The 17,528-nt window shown below is 36.7% G+C and carries 20 protein-coding genes; 12 read left to right on the forward strand and 8 right to left on the reverse strand.

Features of this window, described 5'->3' with window-relative positions:
* The first annotated feature begins 5 nt into the window (after window positions 1-5).
* Genes Q0940_RS08315 through Q0940_RS08335 form a run of 5 tightly spaced genes read left to right on the forward strand, consistent with a single transcriptional unit; the run spans window position 6 to window position 5,081 of the window.
* Window positions 6-1,940 (forward strand): heme lyase CcmF/NrfE family subunit, encoded by a 1,935-nt coding sequence (locus tag Q0940_RS08315; protein WP_299266893.1) that lies wholly within the window; start codon window positions 6-8, stop codon window positions 1,938-1,940.
* A gap of 3 nt (window positions 1,941-1,943) precedes the next feature.
* On the forward strand, window positions 1,944-2,525 hold the full coding sequence (locus Q0940_RS08320; protein WP_299266895.1) for a DsbE family thiol:disulfide interchange protein: 582 nt from the start codon (window positions 1,944-1,946) through the stop codon (window positions 2,523-2,525).
* Window positions 2,522-3,040 carry a cytochrome c-type biogenesis protein gene (locus Q0940_RS08325; RefSeq protein ID WP_299266897.1) on the forward strand — a complete coding sequence of 173 codons (519 nt, stop codon included), beginning with the start codon at window positions 2,522-2,524 and terminating at the stop codon, window positions 3,038-3,040. The genes Q0940_RS08320 and Q0940_RS08325 overlap by 4 nt, the downstream gene beginning before the upstream one ends.
* Entirely contained in the window at window positions 3,037-4,299 is a 1,263-nt protein-coding gene (gene ccmI, locus Q0940_RS08330; protein ID WP_299266899.1) for a c-type cytochrome biogenesis protein CcmI, read from the forward strand. Before Q0940_RS08325 ends, ccmI begins: the two co-directional genes overlap by 4 nt.
* Entirely contained in the window at window positions 4,299-5,081 is a 783-nt protein-coding gene (locus Q0940_RS08335) for a VacJ family lipoprotein (protein WP_299266902.1), read from the forward strand. The genes ccmI and Q0940_RS08335 overlap by 1 nt, the downstream gene beginning before the upstream one ends.
* A 138-nt stretch (window positions 5,082-5,219) precedes the next feature.
* On the opposite strand, the gene ilvN is transcribed toward Q0940_RS08335, so the two are convergent.
* Entirely contained in the window at window positions 5,220-5,717 is a 498-nt protein-coding gene (gene ilvN, locus Q0940_RS08340) for an acetolactate synthase small subunit (protein WP_299266904.1), read from the reverse strand.
* On the reverse strand, window positions 5,717-7,456 hold the full coding sequence (locus tag Q0940_RS08345; RefSeq protein ID WP_299266906.1) for an acetolactate synthase 3 large subunit: 1,740 nt from the start codon (window positions 7,454-7,456) through the stop codon (window positions 5,717-5,719). The genes ilvN and Q0940_RS08345 overlap by 1 nt, the downstream gene beginning before the upstream one ends.
* Window positions 7,457-7,632: 176 nt before the next feature.
* Between Q0940_RS08345 and Q0940_RS08350 the strand changes: the two genes are divergently transcribed.
* Together Q0940_RS08350 and Q0940_RS08355 are read left to right on the forward strand one after the other, a co-directional pair.
* The gene (locus Q0940_RS08350; protein ID WP_299266908.1) at window positions 7,633-8,094 is read left to right on the forward strand and encodes a cyclic nucleotide-binding domain-containing protein; all 462 of its coding nucleotides are present in this window, start codon (window positions 7,633-7,635) and stop codon (window positions 8,092-8,094) included.
* Window positions 8,095-8,216: 122 nt separating this feature from the next.
* The gene (locus Q0940_RS08355) at window positions 8,217-8,387 is read left to right on the forward strand and encodes a hypothetical protein (RefSeq protein ID WP_299266911.1); all 171 of its coding nucleotides are present in this window, start codon (window positions 8,217-8,219) and stop codon (window positions 8,385-8,387) included.
* 180 nt (window positions 8,388-8,567) lie between these two features.
* Here Q0940_RS08355 and Q0940_RS08360 read toward each other — a convergent pair whose 3' ends face one another.
* The 5 genes from Q0940_RS08360 to rsmE form a co-directional block, all read right to left on the reverse strand.
* Complete coding sequence (locus tag Q0940_RS08360; RefSeq protein WP_299266912.1) at window positions 8,568-9,251, reverse strand: NAD(P)H-binding protein; 684 nt, start codon at window positions 9,249-9,251, stop codon at window positions 8,568-8,570.
* Window positions 9,252-9,349: 98 nt separating this feature from the next.
* A complete protein-coding gene (gene ruvX / locus Q0940_RS08365; protein ID WP_299266914.1) occupies window positions 9,350-9,769 on the reverse strand; it encodes a Holliday junction resolvase RuvX in 420 nt (139 codons plus the stop codon).
* A gap of 55 nt (window positions 9,770-9,824) precedes the next feature.
* Entirely contained in the window at window positions 9,825-10,397 is a 573-nt protein-coding gene (locus tag Q0940_RS08370; protein WP_299266946.1) for a YqgE/AlgH family protein, read from the reverse strand.
* Between the two features lie 44 nt (window positions 10,398-10,441).
* Window positions 10,442-11,410: a glutathione synthase gene (gshB, locus tag Q0940_RS08375; RefSeq protein WP_299266916.1), complete on the reverse strand. Its 969-nt coding sequence runs from the start codon at window positions 11,408-11,410 to the stop codon at window positions 10,442-10,444.
* Between the two features lie 46 nt (window positions 11,411-11,456).
* Window positions 11,457-12,188, reverse strand: a complete 732-nt coding sequence (rsmE, locus tag Q0940_RS08380; protein ID WP_299266918.1) for a 16S rRNA (uracil(1498)-N(3))-methyltransferase — start codon at window positions 12,186-12,188, stop codon at window positions 11,457-11,459.
* Between the two features lie 249 nt (window positions 12,189-12,437).
* Between rsmE and Q0940_RS08385 the strand changes: the two genes are divergently transcribed.
* From Q0940_RS08385 to Q0940_RS08400, 4 genes are all read left to right on the forward strand, one after another.
* Complete coding sequence (locus Q0940_RS08385; RefSeq protein ID WP_299266921.1) at window positions 12,438-13,340, forward strand: ABC transporter ATP-binding protein; 903 nt, start codon at window positions 12,438-12,440, stop codon at window positions 13,338-13,340.
* Complete coding sequence (locus tag Q0940_RS08390; protein WP_299266923.1) at window positions 13,340-14,365, forward strand: ABC transporter permease; 1,026 nt, start codon at window positions 13,340-13,342, stop codon at window positions 14,363-14,365. Before Q0940_RS08385 ends, Q0940_RS08390 begins: the two co-directional genes overlap by 1 nt.
* A gap of 128 nt (window positions 14,366-14,493) precedes the next feature.
* Complete coding sequence (locus Q0940_RS08395; protein ID WP_299266925.1) at window positions 14,494-14,754, forward strand: VF530 family protein; 261 nt, start codon at window positions 14,494-14,496, stop codon at window positions 14,752-14,754.
* 703 nt (window positions 14,755-15,457) lie between these two features.
* Window positions 15,458-15,859, forward strand: coding sequence for a DCC1-like thiol-disulfide oxidoreductase family protein (locus tag Q0940_RS08400; protein WP_299266928.1), 402 nt, complete (start codon window positions 15,458-15,460; stop codon window positions 15,857-15,859).
* Between the two features lie 46 nt (window positions 15,860-15,905).
* Here Q0940_RS08400 and Q0940_RS08405 read toward each other — a convergent pair whose 3' ends face one another.
* Entirely contained in the window at window positions 15,906-16,469 is a 564-nt protein-coding gene (locus Q0940_RS08405) for a hypothetical protein (RefSeq protein WP_299266933.1), read from the reverse strand.
* Between the two features lie 325 nt (window positions 16,470-16,794).
* Between Q0940_RS08405 and Q0940_RS08410 the strand changes: the two genes are divergently transcribed.
* The gene (locus Q0940_RS08410) at window positions 16,795-17,280 is read left to right on the forward strand and encodes a hypothetical protein (protein ID WP_299266935.1); all 486 of its coding nucleotides are present in this window, start codon (window positions 16,795-16,797) and stop codon (window positions 17,278-17,280) included.
* Window positions 17,281-17,528 lie beyond the last annotated feature (248 nt).

The raw sequence follows: 17,528 nt of genomic DNA on the forward strand, positions 1-17,528 counted from the left end.
AAATTATGATCCCAGAACTTGGTAATTTTGCTTTATATATCGCGTTTGCATTTAGTATTTTGTTGTCGATATTTCCCGCTATAGGTTTAAAACAAAACAATACGCGTTTGATGGCTATGGCGCCAAACCTTACCATTGGTTTGTTTGTGTTTACCTTATTCTCTTTTGCGTGCTTGGCTTATGCTTTTTTAACCGATGATTTTACGGTTGTTAATGTGGCGCAAAATTCAAATTCATTATTGCCAATTCATTATAAATTTGCGGCAAGTTTTGGAAGCCATGAAGGATCGTTTTTACTTTGGTTGTTAATGCAATCAGGTTGGTCTTTCGCCGTTGCTATCTTCTCAAAAGGTTTACCTGTGGATATGCGTACTCGTGTATTAACAGTATTAGGTTGGATAAGTGTTGGTTTCTACGCTTATATCATTATTTCTTCAAATCCATTTGAACGCACTTTACCTTATTTTCCAATTGACGGCCGTGACTTAAACCCATTACTACAAGACATAGGGATGATCATTCATCCACCATTGTTGTATATGGGATATGTTGGTTTATCTATTGCGTTTGCGTTTGCTATTGCTGCGTTATTAAGTGGTAACTTAGACTCAACTTGGGCTAAATGGTCACGTCCTTGGACTGCAGCAGCTTGGGCTTTTCTAACATTAGGCTTAACAATCGGTTCTTGGTGGGCTTATTCAGAACTTGGCTGGGGCGGCTGGTGGTTTTGGGATCCAGTTGAAAACGCAGCCTTTATGCCTTGGCTAGTCGCTACCGCATTATTGCATTCTCTAGCTGTTTCCGAAAAACGAAATGCCTTTAAAAGTTGGACAGTATTCTTAGCGATAGCAGCATTTTCATTAAGCTTGTTAGGAACCTTTTTAGTACGTTCTGGCGTTATTGTATCGGTACACGCATTTGCTACTGATCCAGAACGAGGCGTATTTATTTTAGTATTATTAACTTTGGTAATAGGTGGCAGTTTATTACTGTATAGCTTAAAGGCTGGCAATATTAAAAGCTTTGGTAAGTTTTCAGTATTCTCGCGCGAGTCTATGTTGTGGAGTAATAACGTATTGTTAGTTGCTGCAACTATGGTTGTGTTAATGGGAACCTTGTTGCCTTTAGTCCATAAACAAATTGGTTTAGGTACTATCTCCATTGGCGAACCATTCTTTAATCAAATGTTTACTTACTTGATTGTTCCGTTTGCCTTACTGCTAGGTATTGCGCCTTTAGTTCGTTGGAAACAAGATAAGTTAAACAACTTTATAGCTAAACCTTTGGTTGTTATCGCAATTAGTTTAACGCTTAGCTTAACTTGGCTGTTTGCTGAGTTTGATGAAATTAAGCCACTTGCTTTGTTGGGAGCGACATTATTCATTTGGATTATGCTGTTTACCGCTTTGGAATTAAAACAGACCTTAAATAAGGTTTCGTTTAGTAAATTACCGTTAAGTCACTTTTCAATGGTGTTAGGTCATATAGGTATTGCATTTATTCTTGCCGGTGTGGGGTTAACCTCACAATATTCAGTAGAGCGTGACGTTAAAATGAATATTGGTGACTCAGCAGAATTAAAAGGTTATGAATTTACCTTTGAACAAATTAATAATATCAAAGGGCCAAATTATGAAGGTTGGGCCGCTGAGATTTATATTACTAAACAAAATAAATTTGTTGCGGAATTGCATGCGGAAAAACGTTTTTATCCAGTACAACGTAATACCATGACGGAAGCCGCTATCGATGCGGGTTTCTTCCGTGATATTTATATTTCCTTAGGTGAACGTTTACCTGATGGCGCTTGGGCTTTAAGAATTTACGTTAAACCTTATATTCGTTGGATTTGGTTAGGGGGCATTATTGTCGCTCTTGGTGGATTTTTAACTTTATTTGACCGTCGTTATCGTAATAAAAAAGCTTTGGCTAAGGGGTAAGAGATGACGACTAAAAAGTTTAATTTTCGTCTAGTTCCTTTAATACTGTTTGTATTGTTATTAGCTGTTTTATTAAAAGGTCTGTTTAGCGATCCTAGAGAGCGTGATTCAGCGTTAATTGGCAAAGCATTCCCACAGTTTCAGTTACCAGATTTGTATGATGATTCAAAGCAACATACAGAAAAAACCTTATTAAATGAAGCCGTACTCATTAATGTATGGGGTACATGGTGCATAACCTGTAAATACGAATTACCGTATTTAGCTAAATTAGCCAATGAATATGACGTGAAAATAGTTGGTCTTTATTACGACCAAAACTATGCGCCTGAGTTTGGTCAATTTGCCGATATTCCAGCAATAAGAGTTGAAGTTAAAGATATGTTGGCGCGTTTAGGCAACCCTTATCAATACAATATTTTAGATCTAGACCGCAGTTTGTCACTCAACTTGGGTGTAACGGGCGCGCCAGAAACCTTCTTGGTTGATGCTAACGGTATTATTCGTATGCATCATATGGGGGACGTTAATGAACGTATTTGGCGAGAGAAATTAGCGCCAATTTGGAATGAGATCAATCAATGAAAAAGTTAACTGTCTTATTTAGTTTAATGTTCTTTGTTTGTGTTGCTAACGCAACGGAAGATCAAATCACCTTTAAATCAGAACAACAAAAATCAACTTATTTAGAACTAACTGCGGAGCTTAGATGTCCTAAGTGTCAGAATCAAAACATTGCAGACTCAAATGCCGTTGTAGCCAAAGATATGCGGGTAAAAGTAAAAGCTTTGTTGGATGAAGGTCAAGATAAAGAACAGGTTATTCAATATATGATCAACCGTTATGGGCAGTTTGCTCATTATCAACCACCGTTAAATGTGGCAACTAGCTTGTTATGGTTAATGCCAATAGGGTTTATTTTATTTGCTGTTGTTCTACAAGTTAAACGTAGTAAATCAAAAAACGATGTAAACGTGAGTGAGACTGGTGCAGTACAATTAGACTCTGGTCAACTAGACCGAGAATTAGAACTATTACTAGAAAGCAACACATTAGATGGCAGCTCAGTAGATAATAGCAGTAAGGACAATAAACAATGATCACTTCTTTTTGGCTACCCGCGTTATTAATGCTGTTAATTGCCTGTGTTTTTGTATTCTTTCCATTTATTTCTTATAAAATTAAAGTCAGTAAAGCAGAACAAGCATCAAGCTGGTTCCATGCTCGTGAAAAAGAACTAGCAAAAGAATATGCCGCGGAAAAATATACAGAGCAAGAATATCAAGAAGCATTGACCGAGTTAAAGCTAACGGCAAAAGATGAGCTAACTACAGTACAAACCGATAACTCTAATTCTGTGGTTGATAGTCGTGTATATAAACCTTATTTATATGCCGCTACAGCTTGTTTATTAATTATCGTTTCTGTGTTTTATATTAATAAAGGACTTTATCAACAAGTTGATGATTGGCAGCAAACATTAGCCAAAATGCCAGAGCTTAGTAAAAGAGTGATTCAAAACTTAGACTCTCAGGTATCAGAACAAGAATTAAGAGAATTTGCATTAGGCTTACGTACTAAATTAGCAACCAAAGAAGATCATATTGGTTGGATGTTATTAGGCCGAGTATTGTTGTCATTACAAGATGTAGATGGTGCAATATCGGCGTTTGAAAAATCGTATAATATGCAAAATAATAACGTATCTAATACAGTGAGTCTTGCTCAAGCATTACAAATTAAAGGTGAAGAGTTTGATATAAAGCGCTCGTTATCTTTATTACAGGAAGCGTTAACCCTAAAACCTGATAATGAACTAGCCATTATTTTATTTGGTGAAGGTAACCTGATGTTAGAACGTTACGATGTTGCTAAAAAAGGTTTTGATTTTGCCTTACAAATATTAGATAAAAACGATCCTAGAATTGGCGCTATTCAAGATAGATTGGACTTCATAAATAAAAAACTATCTATGTTATCAAAATCATCGCCTACAAACTTATCAGAAAAAACACCTTCAATTCAGATATCTGTTAATATTCCAGCTGAGTTAAAGAATAAGATGGTTCGTTTTCATTATTTATTTGTGTTCGCTAAAACTGATAAAATGCCGATGCCAATAGCGGTGAAAAAACTACCTATTTCTACAATGCCAACCATAGTCACTTTGTCAGATTCTGACATGATGATACCGGGGCAAAAATTATCAGATTATAAAACAGTTAGTGTCTTTGCCCGTTTATCTGTGGATGATAATGCGCCTTTTGAACTAGGTGATTGGCAAGGTAAGAAAATTAATATTGATACCTCAAATTCAGAAGCTATCAATACAGTTATTATCAATGAGGAATATAAATAATGTCGTCTTTTAATCGAATTGCTTTGTTAATTCTACTACTTTTGTTGACGACCGCATGTACAAGTAATTCAGAACGACAACAACAAGCCGCAACCAACGGTGAAGTCGTTGTTGAAGATTTTTCAGATCCAAGAGACCCGTTTGAAACCGTTAACCGTGAGTTGTGGGACTTTAACTGGAATATATTAGACAAGTATTTATTACGCCCGTTAGCGGTTGGTTATTCTGAATATTTACCTCGTCCTGCGCAAACAGGTGTTAGAAACTTTGTGACTAACCTTGAAGAACCAGGTTATGCATTAAATAGTTTGTTTCAAGGTAAACTTAAAAAATCAGGCAAAGCAGTGGGGCGTTTTGCTATTAATACTACCGTTGGAATTCTTGGTATTTTTGATGTGGCTAAATATATTGGTTTAGAACAACATAAAGAAGATTTTGGCCAAACGATGGCGGTTGCTGGTGTTGGTAATGGACCTTATGCAATGATCCCAGGTTATGGGCCTACAACGGCTCGAGATTTAACTGGTGACTTTGTTGATGGCATGATCTTCCCTTTGTATTTATTATCAGTGCCAGAGTCATTACTTAAGTTAGGCGTGAAAGCTGTTTACACTCGTGCTGATTTATTACAGCAAGAAAGCATGATCAATAGTTCAACCGACAGTTACATTTTTGTTAAGGAAGTGTATTTCCAAAACCAGAACTTTAAAATTCATGATGGTAATCCACCACTTAAAAAAGAAGTTGAATTTGACGATGCGTTTTTAGATGAAATTGATTAATTTCTATTAACTCTTAAAGTTTCTAAATACAACAAAAAAGCCATTTAATTAATATTAAATGGTTTTTTTTATGAGCTTTAGGGCTTCTATTACTTTCTAACTTACAACTTACAACTTACAGCTTACAGCTTTTAAGCTTTAAGGCTTTAAAGCTTTATCACCACGGCCAATGCCAACTACACCAGAACGTACTGTTTCAATAATGCTGCCATTTTCACGCATAACATCAATAAAAGCTTCTACTTTCTCTGACGTGCCAAGTAGCTGTACTGTATAAACTTTGGCAGTAACATCAATGATTTGTCCACGGAAAATATCAGAGCAACGTTTTATCTCTTCACGTTGTTCATTGTTTTCAGCTAGCATTTTTACCAGAACAACTTCACGTTCAACATTAGGGCGTTCAGTAAGCTCACGTACCTTTAATACATCAACTAGCTTGTTAACTTGCTTAGTTATTTGTTCTAGCACGCGCTGATCGCCTCTTGTGCTAATGGTTATACGAGACAGAGACTCATCATCTGTTTTAGCTACGGTCAAACTTTCAATGTTATAACCACGTTGTGAAAACAGGCCAACAATTCTTGATAAAGCACCAGGTTCATTTTCTAATAGGATAGATAAAATACGACGCATTACTTGTTCTCCCCATCTTTAGAAGCCAATACCATATCGTCAATAGTGCCACCTTTAACTTGCATAGGATATACATGTGCGGATGGGTCAACATTAATGTCTAAGAAAACTAACTTATCTTTCATTGCGAAGGCTTTTTCCATTACACTTTTAAGTTCTCTAGGATCGGACACACGCATTCCTACATGGCCATAAGCTTCTGCTAATTTTACAAAGTCAGGCAATGAGTCCATATAAGAGTGAGAATGACGGCCGTCGTAAAACATAGACTGCCATTGTTTAACCATACCTAACGAGCTGTTATTAATATTTATGATTTTAACCGGAATACCATATTGCATACAGGTAGCGAGTTCTTGAATATTCATTTGAATAGAACCATCGCCTGTAACACAAGCAACATAACTGTCAGGGAAAGCTAACTTCACGCCCATAGCGGCTGGTAAACCAAAGCCCATAGTGCCTAAACCACCAGAGTTTATCCATTGACGTGGTTTTTTAAATGGATAATACATAGCGGCAAACATCTGATGTTGACCAACATCGGACGTTACATAAGCATCACCATTAGTTACTTCATATAAACATTCAACAACTTGTTGAGGCATTATTTTATCAGCAGATTTTGTATAACCTAAGCTATCTACTTCGCGCCATTGGTCAATTTGATTCCACCATCTGGCCATTTCATCTTTGTCATTGGTAACATTTTCATGTTCCATCAACTCTAGAACTTGTTGTAATACACGCTTTGCTTCACCAACAACAGGAACGTGTGCCTGAATTGTTTTTGAGATTGAAGTTGGATCAACATCAACATGAACAATAGTGGCATTAGGGCAAAATTTTGTAACGTTATTGGTAACTCGGTCATCAAAGCGAGCCCCCACTGCAAATATTACATCAGCATTGTGCATCGTTTTATTGGCTTCATAAGTTCCATGCATACCTAACATACCGACATATTGAGGATGAACGCCAGATATTCCACCTAAGCCCATAAGAGTATTAGTAACTGGTGCATTTAACTTTTCAGCTAGTGCTGTTAGTTCAGCAGATGCTTCTGCTGATATTATGCCGCCGCCGGTATATAAAACTGGGCGTTTCGCTTTACATAATACGTCTACTGCTTTTTTAATTTGGCGTGGATGACCTTTAGTAGAAGGTTTATAAGAGCGAATGTTAATTTCTTTCGGTAAATAATAAGGTGCTTTAATTAATGGACTTACTATATCTTTTGGTAAGTCGACAACAACTGGGCCCGGACGGCCAGTGCGAGCAATGTAATATGCTTTAGCAATTGCTTCTGGAATATCTTCAGCACGTTTAACTAAAAAACTGTGTTTAACAATAGGGCGTGAACAGCCAACCATATCCGTTTCTTGGAATGCATCTTCACCAATAACGGTAGTAGGGACTTGACCAGATAAAACAACAAGAGGTATTGAGTCCATATAAGCAGTAGCAATACCAGTAATAGTATTAGTAGCGCCAGGACCTGAAGTAACGAGTACAGAGCCGACATCACCAGTTGAGCGTGCATAACCATCTGCTGCGTGTACAGCCGCTTGTTCATGACGAACAAGAATATGTTCAATTGATTGGTGCTCAAATAAGGCATCGTATATATCTAAAACAGCCCCACCTGGATAACCAAATAGATACTTAACACCCAGATCTTCTAAAGATTTAACCACCATTTGGGCGCCAGTTAACATTGGCCTTTCATCGTTATTCATATTTAAAAATTCTCTTATTATTTTTGTTGATCGTAGCTGATTACGTTTTTACTCTAATTTAGTATGAAAATACACCCCTAATTAAGCATTTTTTTTAAATAACTTAGACGTAAAGTTACAAAATATGATTTACTTAGTGCTCATTAATTAAGCATAGCTAATTGAAAGTAAAATTCATGAAAGAAATTAAACATTTATCCGCTGCTAAATTGAAACAACTGATGAATCGCTTAGATTTTTTCCGGTGTTTAGAACTTAAAGATCGAAACAGCTTAGTAGAGAAACAGTTAATAAAAGTTAGGAGTTATCGTAAAGACGAATATCTAATTGAGTATGGAGAACATGGCGATGAGTTTTTCATGTTAATGAGTGGAATGTTAGATGTTAAAACCTCCAGTGGAAAAACAGTCGCGGAGTTAGAACCAGGACAGGTATTTGGTGAAGTTGCATTTATCTTAAATGAAAAACGCAGTGCTTCTGTAATTGCCAGTGAAGATGTGGTGGTTATGTTAATCGATCATAAAACCCTAAAACTAATGCCCGTTACACTCAGAGATAAAATTAAAGACAAATTGATTGGTGGTTTGGTACATAGAGTAGAAGAGCTAAATTTTAAGCTAGAAAAGTTTATTTTATAAAATAATGTATAGATATAGGCTTACAAAAATAAGGAATAACGCAGTACAAAAATCAAACGCTTGGCTTTACTGCTACTTATTTGTATAGTTTTTGAGCTTATTGTCAATAAATTGAAGTACTTATGAAGCTGAAGTGGTTATATGTAATTGGTGGTTTAGTTATATTTAGTGTCGTTATGTTTGCCTTAATAACGGTGAAATTGGACTCTTTTTTAGAAGACGATGAGGTAGACCCAGCTGCTCAAAAGCACCTACGTAGTAACAACAAGCATTTCAGTGTTAAAAACTTATAGACCTCACTCAAGTGAAACCTGTCTTTACGGTGCAGCTATGATGTTAAATAATCTAGCTGATGATGCCAAATCAACTATTACGAGTGAAACTCAGTGTATTCATACATTAGTTATCTTTATTGCTAGAGAAAAAAATGGGTTTCCATAAAATTCACACAAGAAAAGAATAACTTGATCATATTAAAATAACTGATCTAATTGTTTAATTACAACTTTATCAACTTCTATTATATCCGTTTCAACCTGTACATGATCATTTGCCAATAAGCGCATTTTTTTAGCTAGCTGTTCCCCTGTTATTGGTTTGTATCGTTTTATAAATGGCACAAACTGTAAAAATGAAAATAACCAAATAGCAACTTTCTCACCCAGCCTAAATTCATTGCGTTTACCAGATAAAAACGAAGGACGAACAATGATCAATTGTGGCCAATTTTGCTCTATTAGGTTTTGCTCTAGTTGACCTTTAAGTTGTAAATAAAACGAAGAAGACTTTGGATTGGCGTTTGCCGAGCTTACAATAATAAATTTATTAACGTCATTTTGACGTGCATAACGTGCAATTTCAGTTGGGATTTTTAAGTCAATTTTTGTTTGTAGCAGTTTGCTACCAGCTTGTTTTAACGTGGTGCCAATACAGCAGAATAGTTCATCACCAACAAGCTTGGCTTGCCAATTACTCATATTATTAAAATCAACAATATGCTGAATAAGTTTGTTTTGGGGATCGGCATTGTCAGGTAAGGCAATTAAATTACGCACAAATACATGCACGGTTTGGTAATTACCATCAAGTAATAACTGTTCCGTTAGCTGTTGGCCGACTAAGCCTGTGGCTCCAATAATTAACGCAGTTTTACTCATTCTAATTAATCCTTAATTAATATTTTTATCATGTCATTCTAGCGCATGTTTGGTATATGTCAGTTTCTTCTACTCTGTTCTTTACTGTTTCTTTGGGGCTAATATTGACTCTCAAACCAGCTTTCTAAAATAACAGCTGCAGACTGAGCGTCAATGTTACCTTTTTTTAAATTCTTGTAGCCACCACGTTCAAACAGAGTTGCTTTTGCATCTACCGTGGTTAAGCGTTCGTCGTGTGTGGTCACTTGAACCCCAAAACGACCATGTAAACGATTAGCAAATTTACGGGCGCGAACGGTGATCTCTTGATCCGTGCCATCCATATTTAGCGGTAAACCAACCACCACTAAGTCAGGCTGCCACTCAGTTAATAATTTAGCTACGTCATCCCAATTAGGTACACCGTCTTTTGCTTTAAAGGCTTTTAAAGGAGATGCTGTGCCCGTTAGCATTTGACCTATGGCAAAACCAATGGAGCCTGTACCAAAGTCGACTCCAATTACCGTTTTAACATCCATTAATTTTATCCACTAGTCGTTCATTAATTCTATTATTAATAACAATGATAAAAACCTAAGCATGACCTGAAAAGGCCGTTAACTGCTCAACATTAATACCTAGTTTTTGCACGGCGGCTTCCCAACGATCTTCAATTGGAGTATCAAAGATCAGATCTGGTGACGCGTCAATAGTTAACCAAGTATTATCAACTAGTTCTTGCTCTAACTGACCAGCAGTCCAACCAGCATAACCTAATGTCATTAAGTATTTTTCCGGACCTGCATCAGTGGCTAAATTCTCTAGAATATCTTTGGAAGTCGTAACATTAATCTGATCATCTAGCTTTAAGCTTGAAGACCACTCATTATGACCATTGTGCAATATAAACCCACGGTCAGTGTGTACAGGTCCGCCAGACATCACATTATTACTGTCTAGTTCAACGGTAGCTTCTGTATCTACATCTTCGTCAGTAATATGCATTTCCAATAAAACGGTATTGATGGCAATGTCAGTACTTTTATTGATCACTAAACCCATTGCACCTTCATCATCATGCTCACAAATATAAATAACACTTCGACTAAAATACGAGTCGTCCAATGCTGGCATAGCAACCAAAAACTGATTGGCTAAACTGGTCATTGATGAATGTTTATTTGGCATATTACTTCCCTTTGTAACTAACTTTATTTGGAATCTGTTTTTTTAGCGTCTAAACGACGTTCAATAGCATCAAATAAATGACCTGTAATGCTAATGTCGTATGCAGCTTCAATCTCTTTAATGCAAGTTGGGCTAGTTACGTTAATTTCCGTAACACCTTCACCAATTACATCTAAACCAACAAATATAAGACCTTTCTCTTTTAATTTAGGGCCAATAGCTCGGGCTATTTTCCAGTCAGATTCACTTAATGGTCTAGCTTCACCTCGGCCACCTGCAGCTAAGTTACCACGGGTTTCGCCTTTTGCTGGAATACGAGCCAAGCAGTAAGGCATAGGTTCACCGTCAACAATTAATATGCGCTTATCACCGTTTGAAATATCCGGGATAAAGGCTTGAACCATAGCGTAATTGGTCCCTAAGTTGGTTAAGGTCTCGATAATAACGCCTAGGTTTGGATCTTGTGGTTTTACTCTGAAAATAGACGAGCCACCCATGCCATCTAACGGCTTAAGGATAATGTCTTTATGCTCAGCGTAAAACGCTCTAATTTGTTTGTCTGAACGAGTTACCAATGTTGGTGGTGTAAATTCTGAAAACCAACTAGTAAATAACTTTTCGTTCGCGTCACGCAAACTTTGTGGCTTGTTAACGATTAATGAGCCTTCGTCTTCCGCACGTTCTAACATATAAGTGGAATAAACAAATTCAGTATCAAATGGTGGATCTTTACGCATTAAAATAACGTTTAAGTCAGACAATGGCATCGTTTGCTCATCGCCCAATTTATAAAAGTCATTGGCATCATCTTTTACTGACAATGGTTTAGCATTACCGAATGCACGACCACCTAATAAAAATAGGTCACCCATTTCTAGATAATAAAGTTCATAACCTCTAGATTGCGCCTCAAGTAACATGGCAAAACTAGAGTCTTTTTTAATATTAATGTCCGCGATAGGGTCCATTACAATACCAAGTTTAATGGTCATGATTTATTCCTAATAAGTAATATGCTAAATCTATATAAGTTTAAAGCTAGGCTAAGTCGCCAAACTGTAACTGCAACGCTGATAATAAAGTTAATGCTGCCGTTTCTGTGCGTAAAATTCGAGGGCCTAATAAGATTTCTTGGTAACCTGCGTTGAGCGCTTGCTCAATCTCAGCGTCATTTAATCCGCCTTCAGGACCAATAATAAATCTTACTCCTGCAGCAGGAACAACCAGACCTTTTACTGTAGTGGAGGCTCTTGGGTGTAAATTCAACTTAAGTTGGTCAGATTTTTGTGCTAAAAATTCAGTGATTTGAATAGGCTTATGAATAATAGGCACAATAGCACGGCCACTTTGTTCGCATGCGGCTATTGCAATTTTTTGCCACTGGCTATGTTTTTTCTCTAACCGCTCACCGGAAAGCTTAACGCCACAGCGTTCGGTAAAAATAGGCGTGATTTCAGTTATGCCTAACTCAACCGACTTCTGAATTGTAAAATCCATTTTATCGCCACGAGAAATTCCCTGGGCTAAATGTACTTTAAGTGGTGATTCATTGCTGACTTCTTGCTTAGATAAGAGGTTAACCACAACGTTCTTTTTTGTAACGTCAGTAATTTCTGCCAAATAGTCATGACCGTCGCCGTTAAACAAAACCACTTGTTGCCCCGACTGCATGCGCAATACTCGGCCAACGTGATTTGCAGCTTCTGGTTCCAAGTTAACAGAACTGCTAACCGACAATGACTGTGAGTGAAATATTCGAGATATGCGCATACAAAGTATTCAAGTTTTGACTAATGAGCCGATCATATCAAGCAAATGAAAATCTGCATATCACAACTTCATGCATCACCTCATAAAAGATAGTATTACGTAACTTTTATCCGTAAATTTTTATTAGGTAATAGTTGAGTTCAAATAAACTTGGCGTTATTGTCATTCGCTTATCAGGTTTGTTGGACAATCACCTCTATAGCAAAGTTGCGAATTTAACTTAGCCATAGGTCATTAATTGGAGCTGCAATGTCAGTTGTAATAAAAGTAGAAAACTTAACCAAGCAATATAAAGAGTTAACAGCTGTAGATGGTATTTCATTCACTGTTAAAGAGGGCACTTGTTTTGGTTTATTAGGGCCAAATGGAGCCGGTAAAACAACCACCATAGAAATGATGGAAGGTTTGGTAAAACAAAGCTCTGGAGATATTCTATTTTTTGGTCAGCCGATAAATAAACAAGTATTAAGCGATATTGGCATTCAGTTTCAGCATACCGCGTTGCAAGACTTTTTAACGGTAGAAGAAACCATAGATATGTTCTCTGCTTTTTATCCAACGGTTACAGACAAAACCACATTAATGGACTTATGTAATTTGCATGAGATTGCAGATAGAGATCATAAAAAGTTATCAGGCGGTCAAAAACAAAGGCTGTTGTTGGCTTTAGCACTTATTAACGATCCTAAAATTATTTTCTTAGACGAACCAACCACAGGATTAGACCCACACGCCAGACGTAACTTTTGGGACTTAATAAATAAAGTAAAACAACAAGGCAAAACCGTTGTACTAACCACTCATTATATGGATGAAGCCGAATACCTTTGTGACGACATTGTTATTATGGATAAAGGTAAAATTATAGCTCACAACTCACCACAAGGTTTGTTATCTGAACATTTCTCAGGCGCTATTATCCGTCTGCCAATTGAAAATTTAAAAGACGAAAAACCTGAAAGTTATGGTCGTTTATTTGGTGAGCATCATGTAGATATTGACGCTGAAGATGTAGAAAAGGTTATTTCAGATTTATTAAGCAAAAAAATATCGTTAGCAGGGCTGCAAGTAAAATCAGCTAATTTGGACGATTTGTTTATTAAATTAACCGGGCATCAGTTATTGGAAAGTGAAAAAGAGGAGCAGGCATAATGTTATTTTTAAAACGTTTTTATGCGATTTTAAAAGCTAGGAATTTAGAATTCTTCCGTGACAAGTCTTCACTGGCATGGAGCATTGCATTTCCGGTGTTACTCCTTGTCGGTTTTTCAATTGTATTCAGTGGTGACGGCAAAGACATCTACAAAGTAGGCGTGTTAAATAATCCAGATAAACCAGCTACATTTTTACAAACTAAATATATAGAGTTTGTTGACTACACAGATGCAGAATTAGCCTTAGGTAAAGTTAGGCAGCATAAGCTAGATTTAATGGTGGATTACCGTTTAGGTTTGTATTGGATCAACGACACATCTCCAACTGGTTATATGGCCGAACAGTTATTGTTAGCACATAAAAATGATATGACTGGCAAAGAATGGGTAAAACAAACGGTAACCGGCAAGCAAATACGCTATATAGATTGGGTTTTACCTGGCATATTAGGCATGAATATGATGTTCAGCTGTTTATTTGGTGTAGGTTACGTGATTGTAAGATACCGTAAATCTATGGTGTTAAAACGTTTAAACGCCACCCCTGTTAGCGCGCTTGAGTTTTTGTCAGCACAAATTGTTTCCCGCTTAATGATCGTTATGTGTATCTCGTCCGTGATCTTTATCGGCTGCAACATTATGTTTGATTTCTATATGCTTGGCAGTTATTTCGATTTATTTATTATTGCTATCCTTGGTGCTATGTCATTAATTTCGTTAGGGTTAGTTATTGCCGCACGTAGTCAAAGTGAAGAGCTGACTGGCGGTTTATTAAATATGGCGTCTTGGCCTATGATGATATTTTCTGGTGTGTGGTTTTCGTTAGAAGGCAGTCCAGAGTTTATTCAACACCTTGCTAACTGGTTACCATTAACTCACTTGGTAGAAAGTGCCAGAGCAATAATGACAGAAGGCGCAAACCTATATGACTTACGTGGACATATTGCCATTATGCTTGTTATGACTGGCGTGTTTTTAGGACTTGGTACATTAACCTTCCGTTGGAACGGCGATGGTCGCTAATAAATAACCTTTAAAAGGTTATAAAAGTTAAAACAAACGGTGAAAATCAAGTACCATTGACGGTAAGCCGCGATAATTATCCGCCTTTGTAAATTGGGCGGATAAATAAACGTTTACTGGAGCTAGAATTGAGTACACAAATTAATAACCCACTGCATGGGATCACACTGCAAAACCTATTGACAGATCTTGTCGATTATTACGGCTGGGAATATCTAGCTGAACAGATTGAAGTTCGCTGTTTTATGTTCGATCCAACCATTAAATCTAGTCTTAAGTTTTTAAGAAAAACCCAATGGGCCAGAGATAAAGTAGAAGCTATGTATTTGGCCATGTTAGCGGAAAAAGTAGAGAACCCAGTAGAAGATCCTTGGGGGCAAAGGGGATAGGGGATTGTTTTTCTTTTTATAGCTGGCGCTATAAGTGCTGTTAAATTGAAGTTTTAGTTTTTAAGATCTAAAGCCAGTTTTGAATTTTTACATTGAGTCGTTTGTTAGATCTTATCTCGCCCCTCGGCGCAGGTTGTCAGTTCCCGACACAACCTAAGCGAGCACATCCATGTGCTCGACCATATTTTTCAACAGCCAAAATAGGTAGGCGAAAAAGGCCGCTTCCAACCAAAACTAATACTTCATTCAATAGTTATTTTTGTTTACCAAGCTTTTTGTTCCAGACAAAGCTTAAGTTGCTACATCCATGTAGCTAAAAACCAGACTGGAAAATCGTCCTTTGGTCATCTAATAAAACATCCATGTTTGATGACATCCCATCATCCTTGATGTGAACAAACAGTCCTTTCTCAGCATCCATGCTTCAAATTTTATAAAAATAATATTTAATGAAGTGATTTTGTGATGGAGAGGTAAATCAAAAGCAGAGCAACATCAAAAGCAGAATAAGAGCATAACGCTCCTTGCTCGTACAAAGGATGTCTCGTTTCCCCCAGTTAAAAATAGTTTGTTTATGTTTTATTCGGCTGTTAAGTTATTACTATTATTAAATAATAAAGTTTATTAGCGTAATAAATCCTTCTGTGGATAACTTCCTTTAACAGGAATTCGCGCTAATACGCTGTTATGTTTCTGGAGAATCATGAGTAATCATCACGTTATTATTTTTGATGGAGTTTGTAATTTTTGTAACAGTTCGATCAATTTCATTATAAAGCGTGACCACTCAAATAATTTTGTTTTCGCACCAATGCAAAGTCCAGCAGCTCAAAAATTAATTGCGGATTACAACGTCGAAAACGTTGGGTTTGATACGTTTCTTCTAATTAAAAACGGTAAATGCTTCTGCCGTACAAATGCCGCAATTGAAATAGCTCAAGATTTAGGTGGTGCTTGGCCTTTATTTAAAGTGTTCAAAATACTACCTAGACCTATTCGCGATTATTTCTACCGTTTATTTGCTAGAAATAGGTATAGTGTTTTTGGTAAAACGGAAACTTGTATGGTTCCAACTAAAGAATTAAAAAACAAGTTCTTGTGGTAGCGAAACATAAAAAAAATAAAAGTGCCACCCATCTTAATTTCTACTCTTAATATAATGTGTACCGGCAGCTAACGGTTACATATTTTTCTTTTTGTTTTCCTAGTTTATCAGCAGCATTAAAAACCCAAAGGCTTTCATTAAACTCAGCTTGATTATAAACTTTAAATGAACATTTATTCTCTTTAGCAAACTTTTTTAGTTTTGTTAGAGCTGTTTTAATTTCTACACTTATTCCAACTCCAGTATTAACACAACATCCAACATACTGGTCCATATATTCATCTTCAATAAGCAGTAATTTATGTCCCATAAAATCAATAGGTTTGTTAAGAACCCAGTAATCTACGTAATCAGCGCGTAATTTTGGTTTTTGAGGTAGGAAGCCTTTATCAATATATGCTTGAATAGCTTTGCCTGAGTCACCAACTCTTAACTCTGTTTTTGCGTCATATGTCATTGCAGAGATTAAGCCTTTTGATAAATTAGACGAAGATTGAGCCGTAATCTCTTTACCCTTAAAGTCTTTACCGTCCGTGCAGTTTTTTGCATAAGATGTTGTATTAATAAAAAAGGACAAAAATACAAATAGACAAAATAAAAGTGTACGCACAAATATAATCCTTTGAGCTAAATCGCTCATCTGATATTAGTAATTATCTAATTTAAAAGGAATTTTTCATAAAATCAACTCTATTTATCAGACATTTTGGGGCAGATGAAAAACTATTTATTTACCACTGTGTACTTTGTGTCTCAGTGGTTTAATCAAGACTTTACTAGTCTCCATTCCACAAACGCAATTTAACCCAAACCATTATGAAAATAGAATAAGTTATTGAATCTTAAGTTAATGTGAAATATTGTGGTTTTTATTTAATGGACTTGGCTGAGAATAAAAAAACTCTACAGCCTTGTTATATCTATAGAGGTAACTGATGTTTAAAATTTTCTGTATTGCTCTGGTCTCTTTTTGTCTTGGTATAGGTGCCACTATCGGTTATGAGTTCTGGGTTCTGACTGCCACTACTAACCTGGAAGATAAGCCTGAATTTTCGCTCAATAGTCGTGCATTTCAGGATGCCAGTTCTTGTCTTACTAGTGGTTCTAAAGTGCTTGTAGGCCGCTGGCAAGGCAAAAAAGAATTTGATGATGGAACAATGCAAACGTGGGTTATGCTTCGCAAAGAAGATGGTACGTATGAATCTGAAACAATTTTCTTTAGTGAATATGGGAATGAAAAACATAGAGAGTCTGGCTTGTGGTCATACTCTGATTGCCTATACACCTCTGTAACGCATTTCGTAGGAGAGCATCCAGTAATCTATCAAGAAGTTTATCGAGTACACGAGCTTGATGACGCTAAGTTTGTTTATACAAACTATCGAACTGGTAACACATATACAATTTATCGTAGTCTTTAGTTAGTCCTACCTAACAATCGCGCCTAATCTATATTTGGGTCAGATGAAAAACTTTTTCATACCCTCTGTGTACTTTGTGCCTCGGTGGTTTAATTAAGCTTTTAAATAAAAAGAACTAAATTAAATGCAAATTCTCCTTGGTATTACTGGGGAAGTGCATTTAATAATATTGGCTTACGGCTTACGGCTTACGGCTTACGGCTTACGGCTTACGGCTTACGGCTTACGGCTTACGGCTTACGGCTTAC

The sequence above is a fragment of the uncultured Psychrosphaera sp. genome (genome assembly GCF_947500655.1).
Classification (GTDB): Bacteria; Pseudomonadota; Gammaproteobacteria; order Enterobacterales; family Alteromonadaceae; genus Psychrosphaera.

Coding starts and splice junctions, on each gene's coding strand:
- Q0940_RS08315 (WP_299266893.1), top strand. CDS start 6: ATGATCCCAGAACTTGGTAATTTTGCTTTATATATCGCGTTTGCATTT.
- Q0940_RS08320 (WP_299266895.1), top strand. CDS start 1,944: ATGACGACTAAAAAGTTTAATTTTCGTCTAGTTCCTTTAATACTGTTT.
- Q0940_RS08325 (WP_299266897.1), top strand. CDS start 2,522: ATGAAAAAGTTAACTGTCTTATTTAGTTTAATGTTCTTTGTTTGTGTT.
- ccmI (WP_299266899.1), top strand. CDS start 3,037: ATGATCACTTCTTTTTGGCTACCCGCGTTATTAATGCTGTTAATTGCC.
- Q0940_RS08335 (WP_299266902.1), top strand. CDS start 4,299: ATGTCGTCTTTTAATCGAATTGCTTTGTTAATTCTACTACTTTTGTTG.
- ilvN (WP_299266904.1), bottom strand. CDS start 5,717: ATGCGTCGTATTTTATCTATCCTATTAGAAAATGAACCTGGTGCTTTA.
- Q0940_RS08345 (WP_299266906.1), bottom strand. CDS start 7,456: ATGAATAACGATGAAAGGCCAATGTTAACTGGCGCCCAAATGGTGGTT.
- Q0940_RS08350 (WP_299266908.1), top strand. CDS start 7,633: ATGAAAGAAATTAAACATTTATCCGCTGCTAAATTGAAACAACTGATG.
- Q0940_RS08355 (WP_299266911.1), top strand. CDS start 8,217: ATGAAGCTGAAGTGGTTATATGTAATTGGTGGTTTAGTTATATTTAGT.
- Q0940_RS08360 (WP_299266912.1), bottom strand. CDS start 9,251: ATGAGTAAAACTGCGTTAATTATTGGAGCCACAGGCTTAGTCGGCCAA.
- ruvX (WP_299266914.1), bottom strand. CDS start 9,769: ATGGATGTTAAAACGGTAATTGGAGTCGACTTTGGTACAGGCTCCATT.
- Q0940_RS08370 (WP_299266946.1), bottom strand. CDS start 10,397: ATGACCAGTTTAGCCAATCAGTTTTTGGTTGCTATGCCAGCATTGGAC.
- gshB (WP_299266916.1), bottom strand. CDS start 11,410: ATGACCATTAAACTTGGTATTGTAATGGACCCTATCGCGGACATTAAT.
- rsmE (WP_299266918.1), bottom strand. CDS start 12,188: ATGCGCATATCTCGAATATTTCACTCACAGTCATTGTCGGTTAGCAGT.
- Q0940_RS08385 (WP_299266921.1), top strand. CDS start 12,438: ATGTCAGTTGTAATAAAAGTAGAAAACTTAACCAAGCAATATAAAGAG.
- Q0940_RS08390 (WP_299266923.1), top strand. CDS start 13,340: ATGTTATTTTTAAAACGTTTTTATGCGATTTTAAAAGCTAGGAATTTA.
- Q0940_RS08400 (WP_299266928.1), top strand. CDS start 15,458: ATGAGTAATCATCACGTTATTATTTTTGATGGAGTTTGTAATTTTTGT.
- Q0940_RS08410 (WP_299266935.1), top strand. CDS start 16,795: ATGTTTAAAATTTTCTGTATTGCTCTGGTCTCTTTTTGTCTTGGTATA.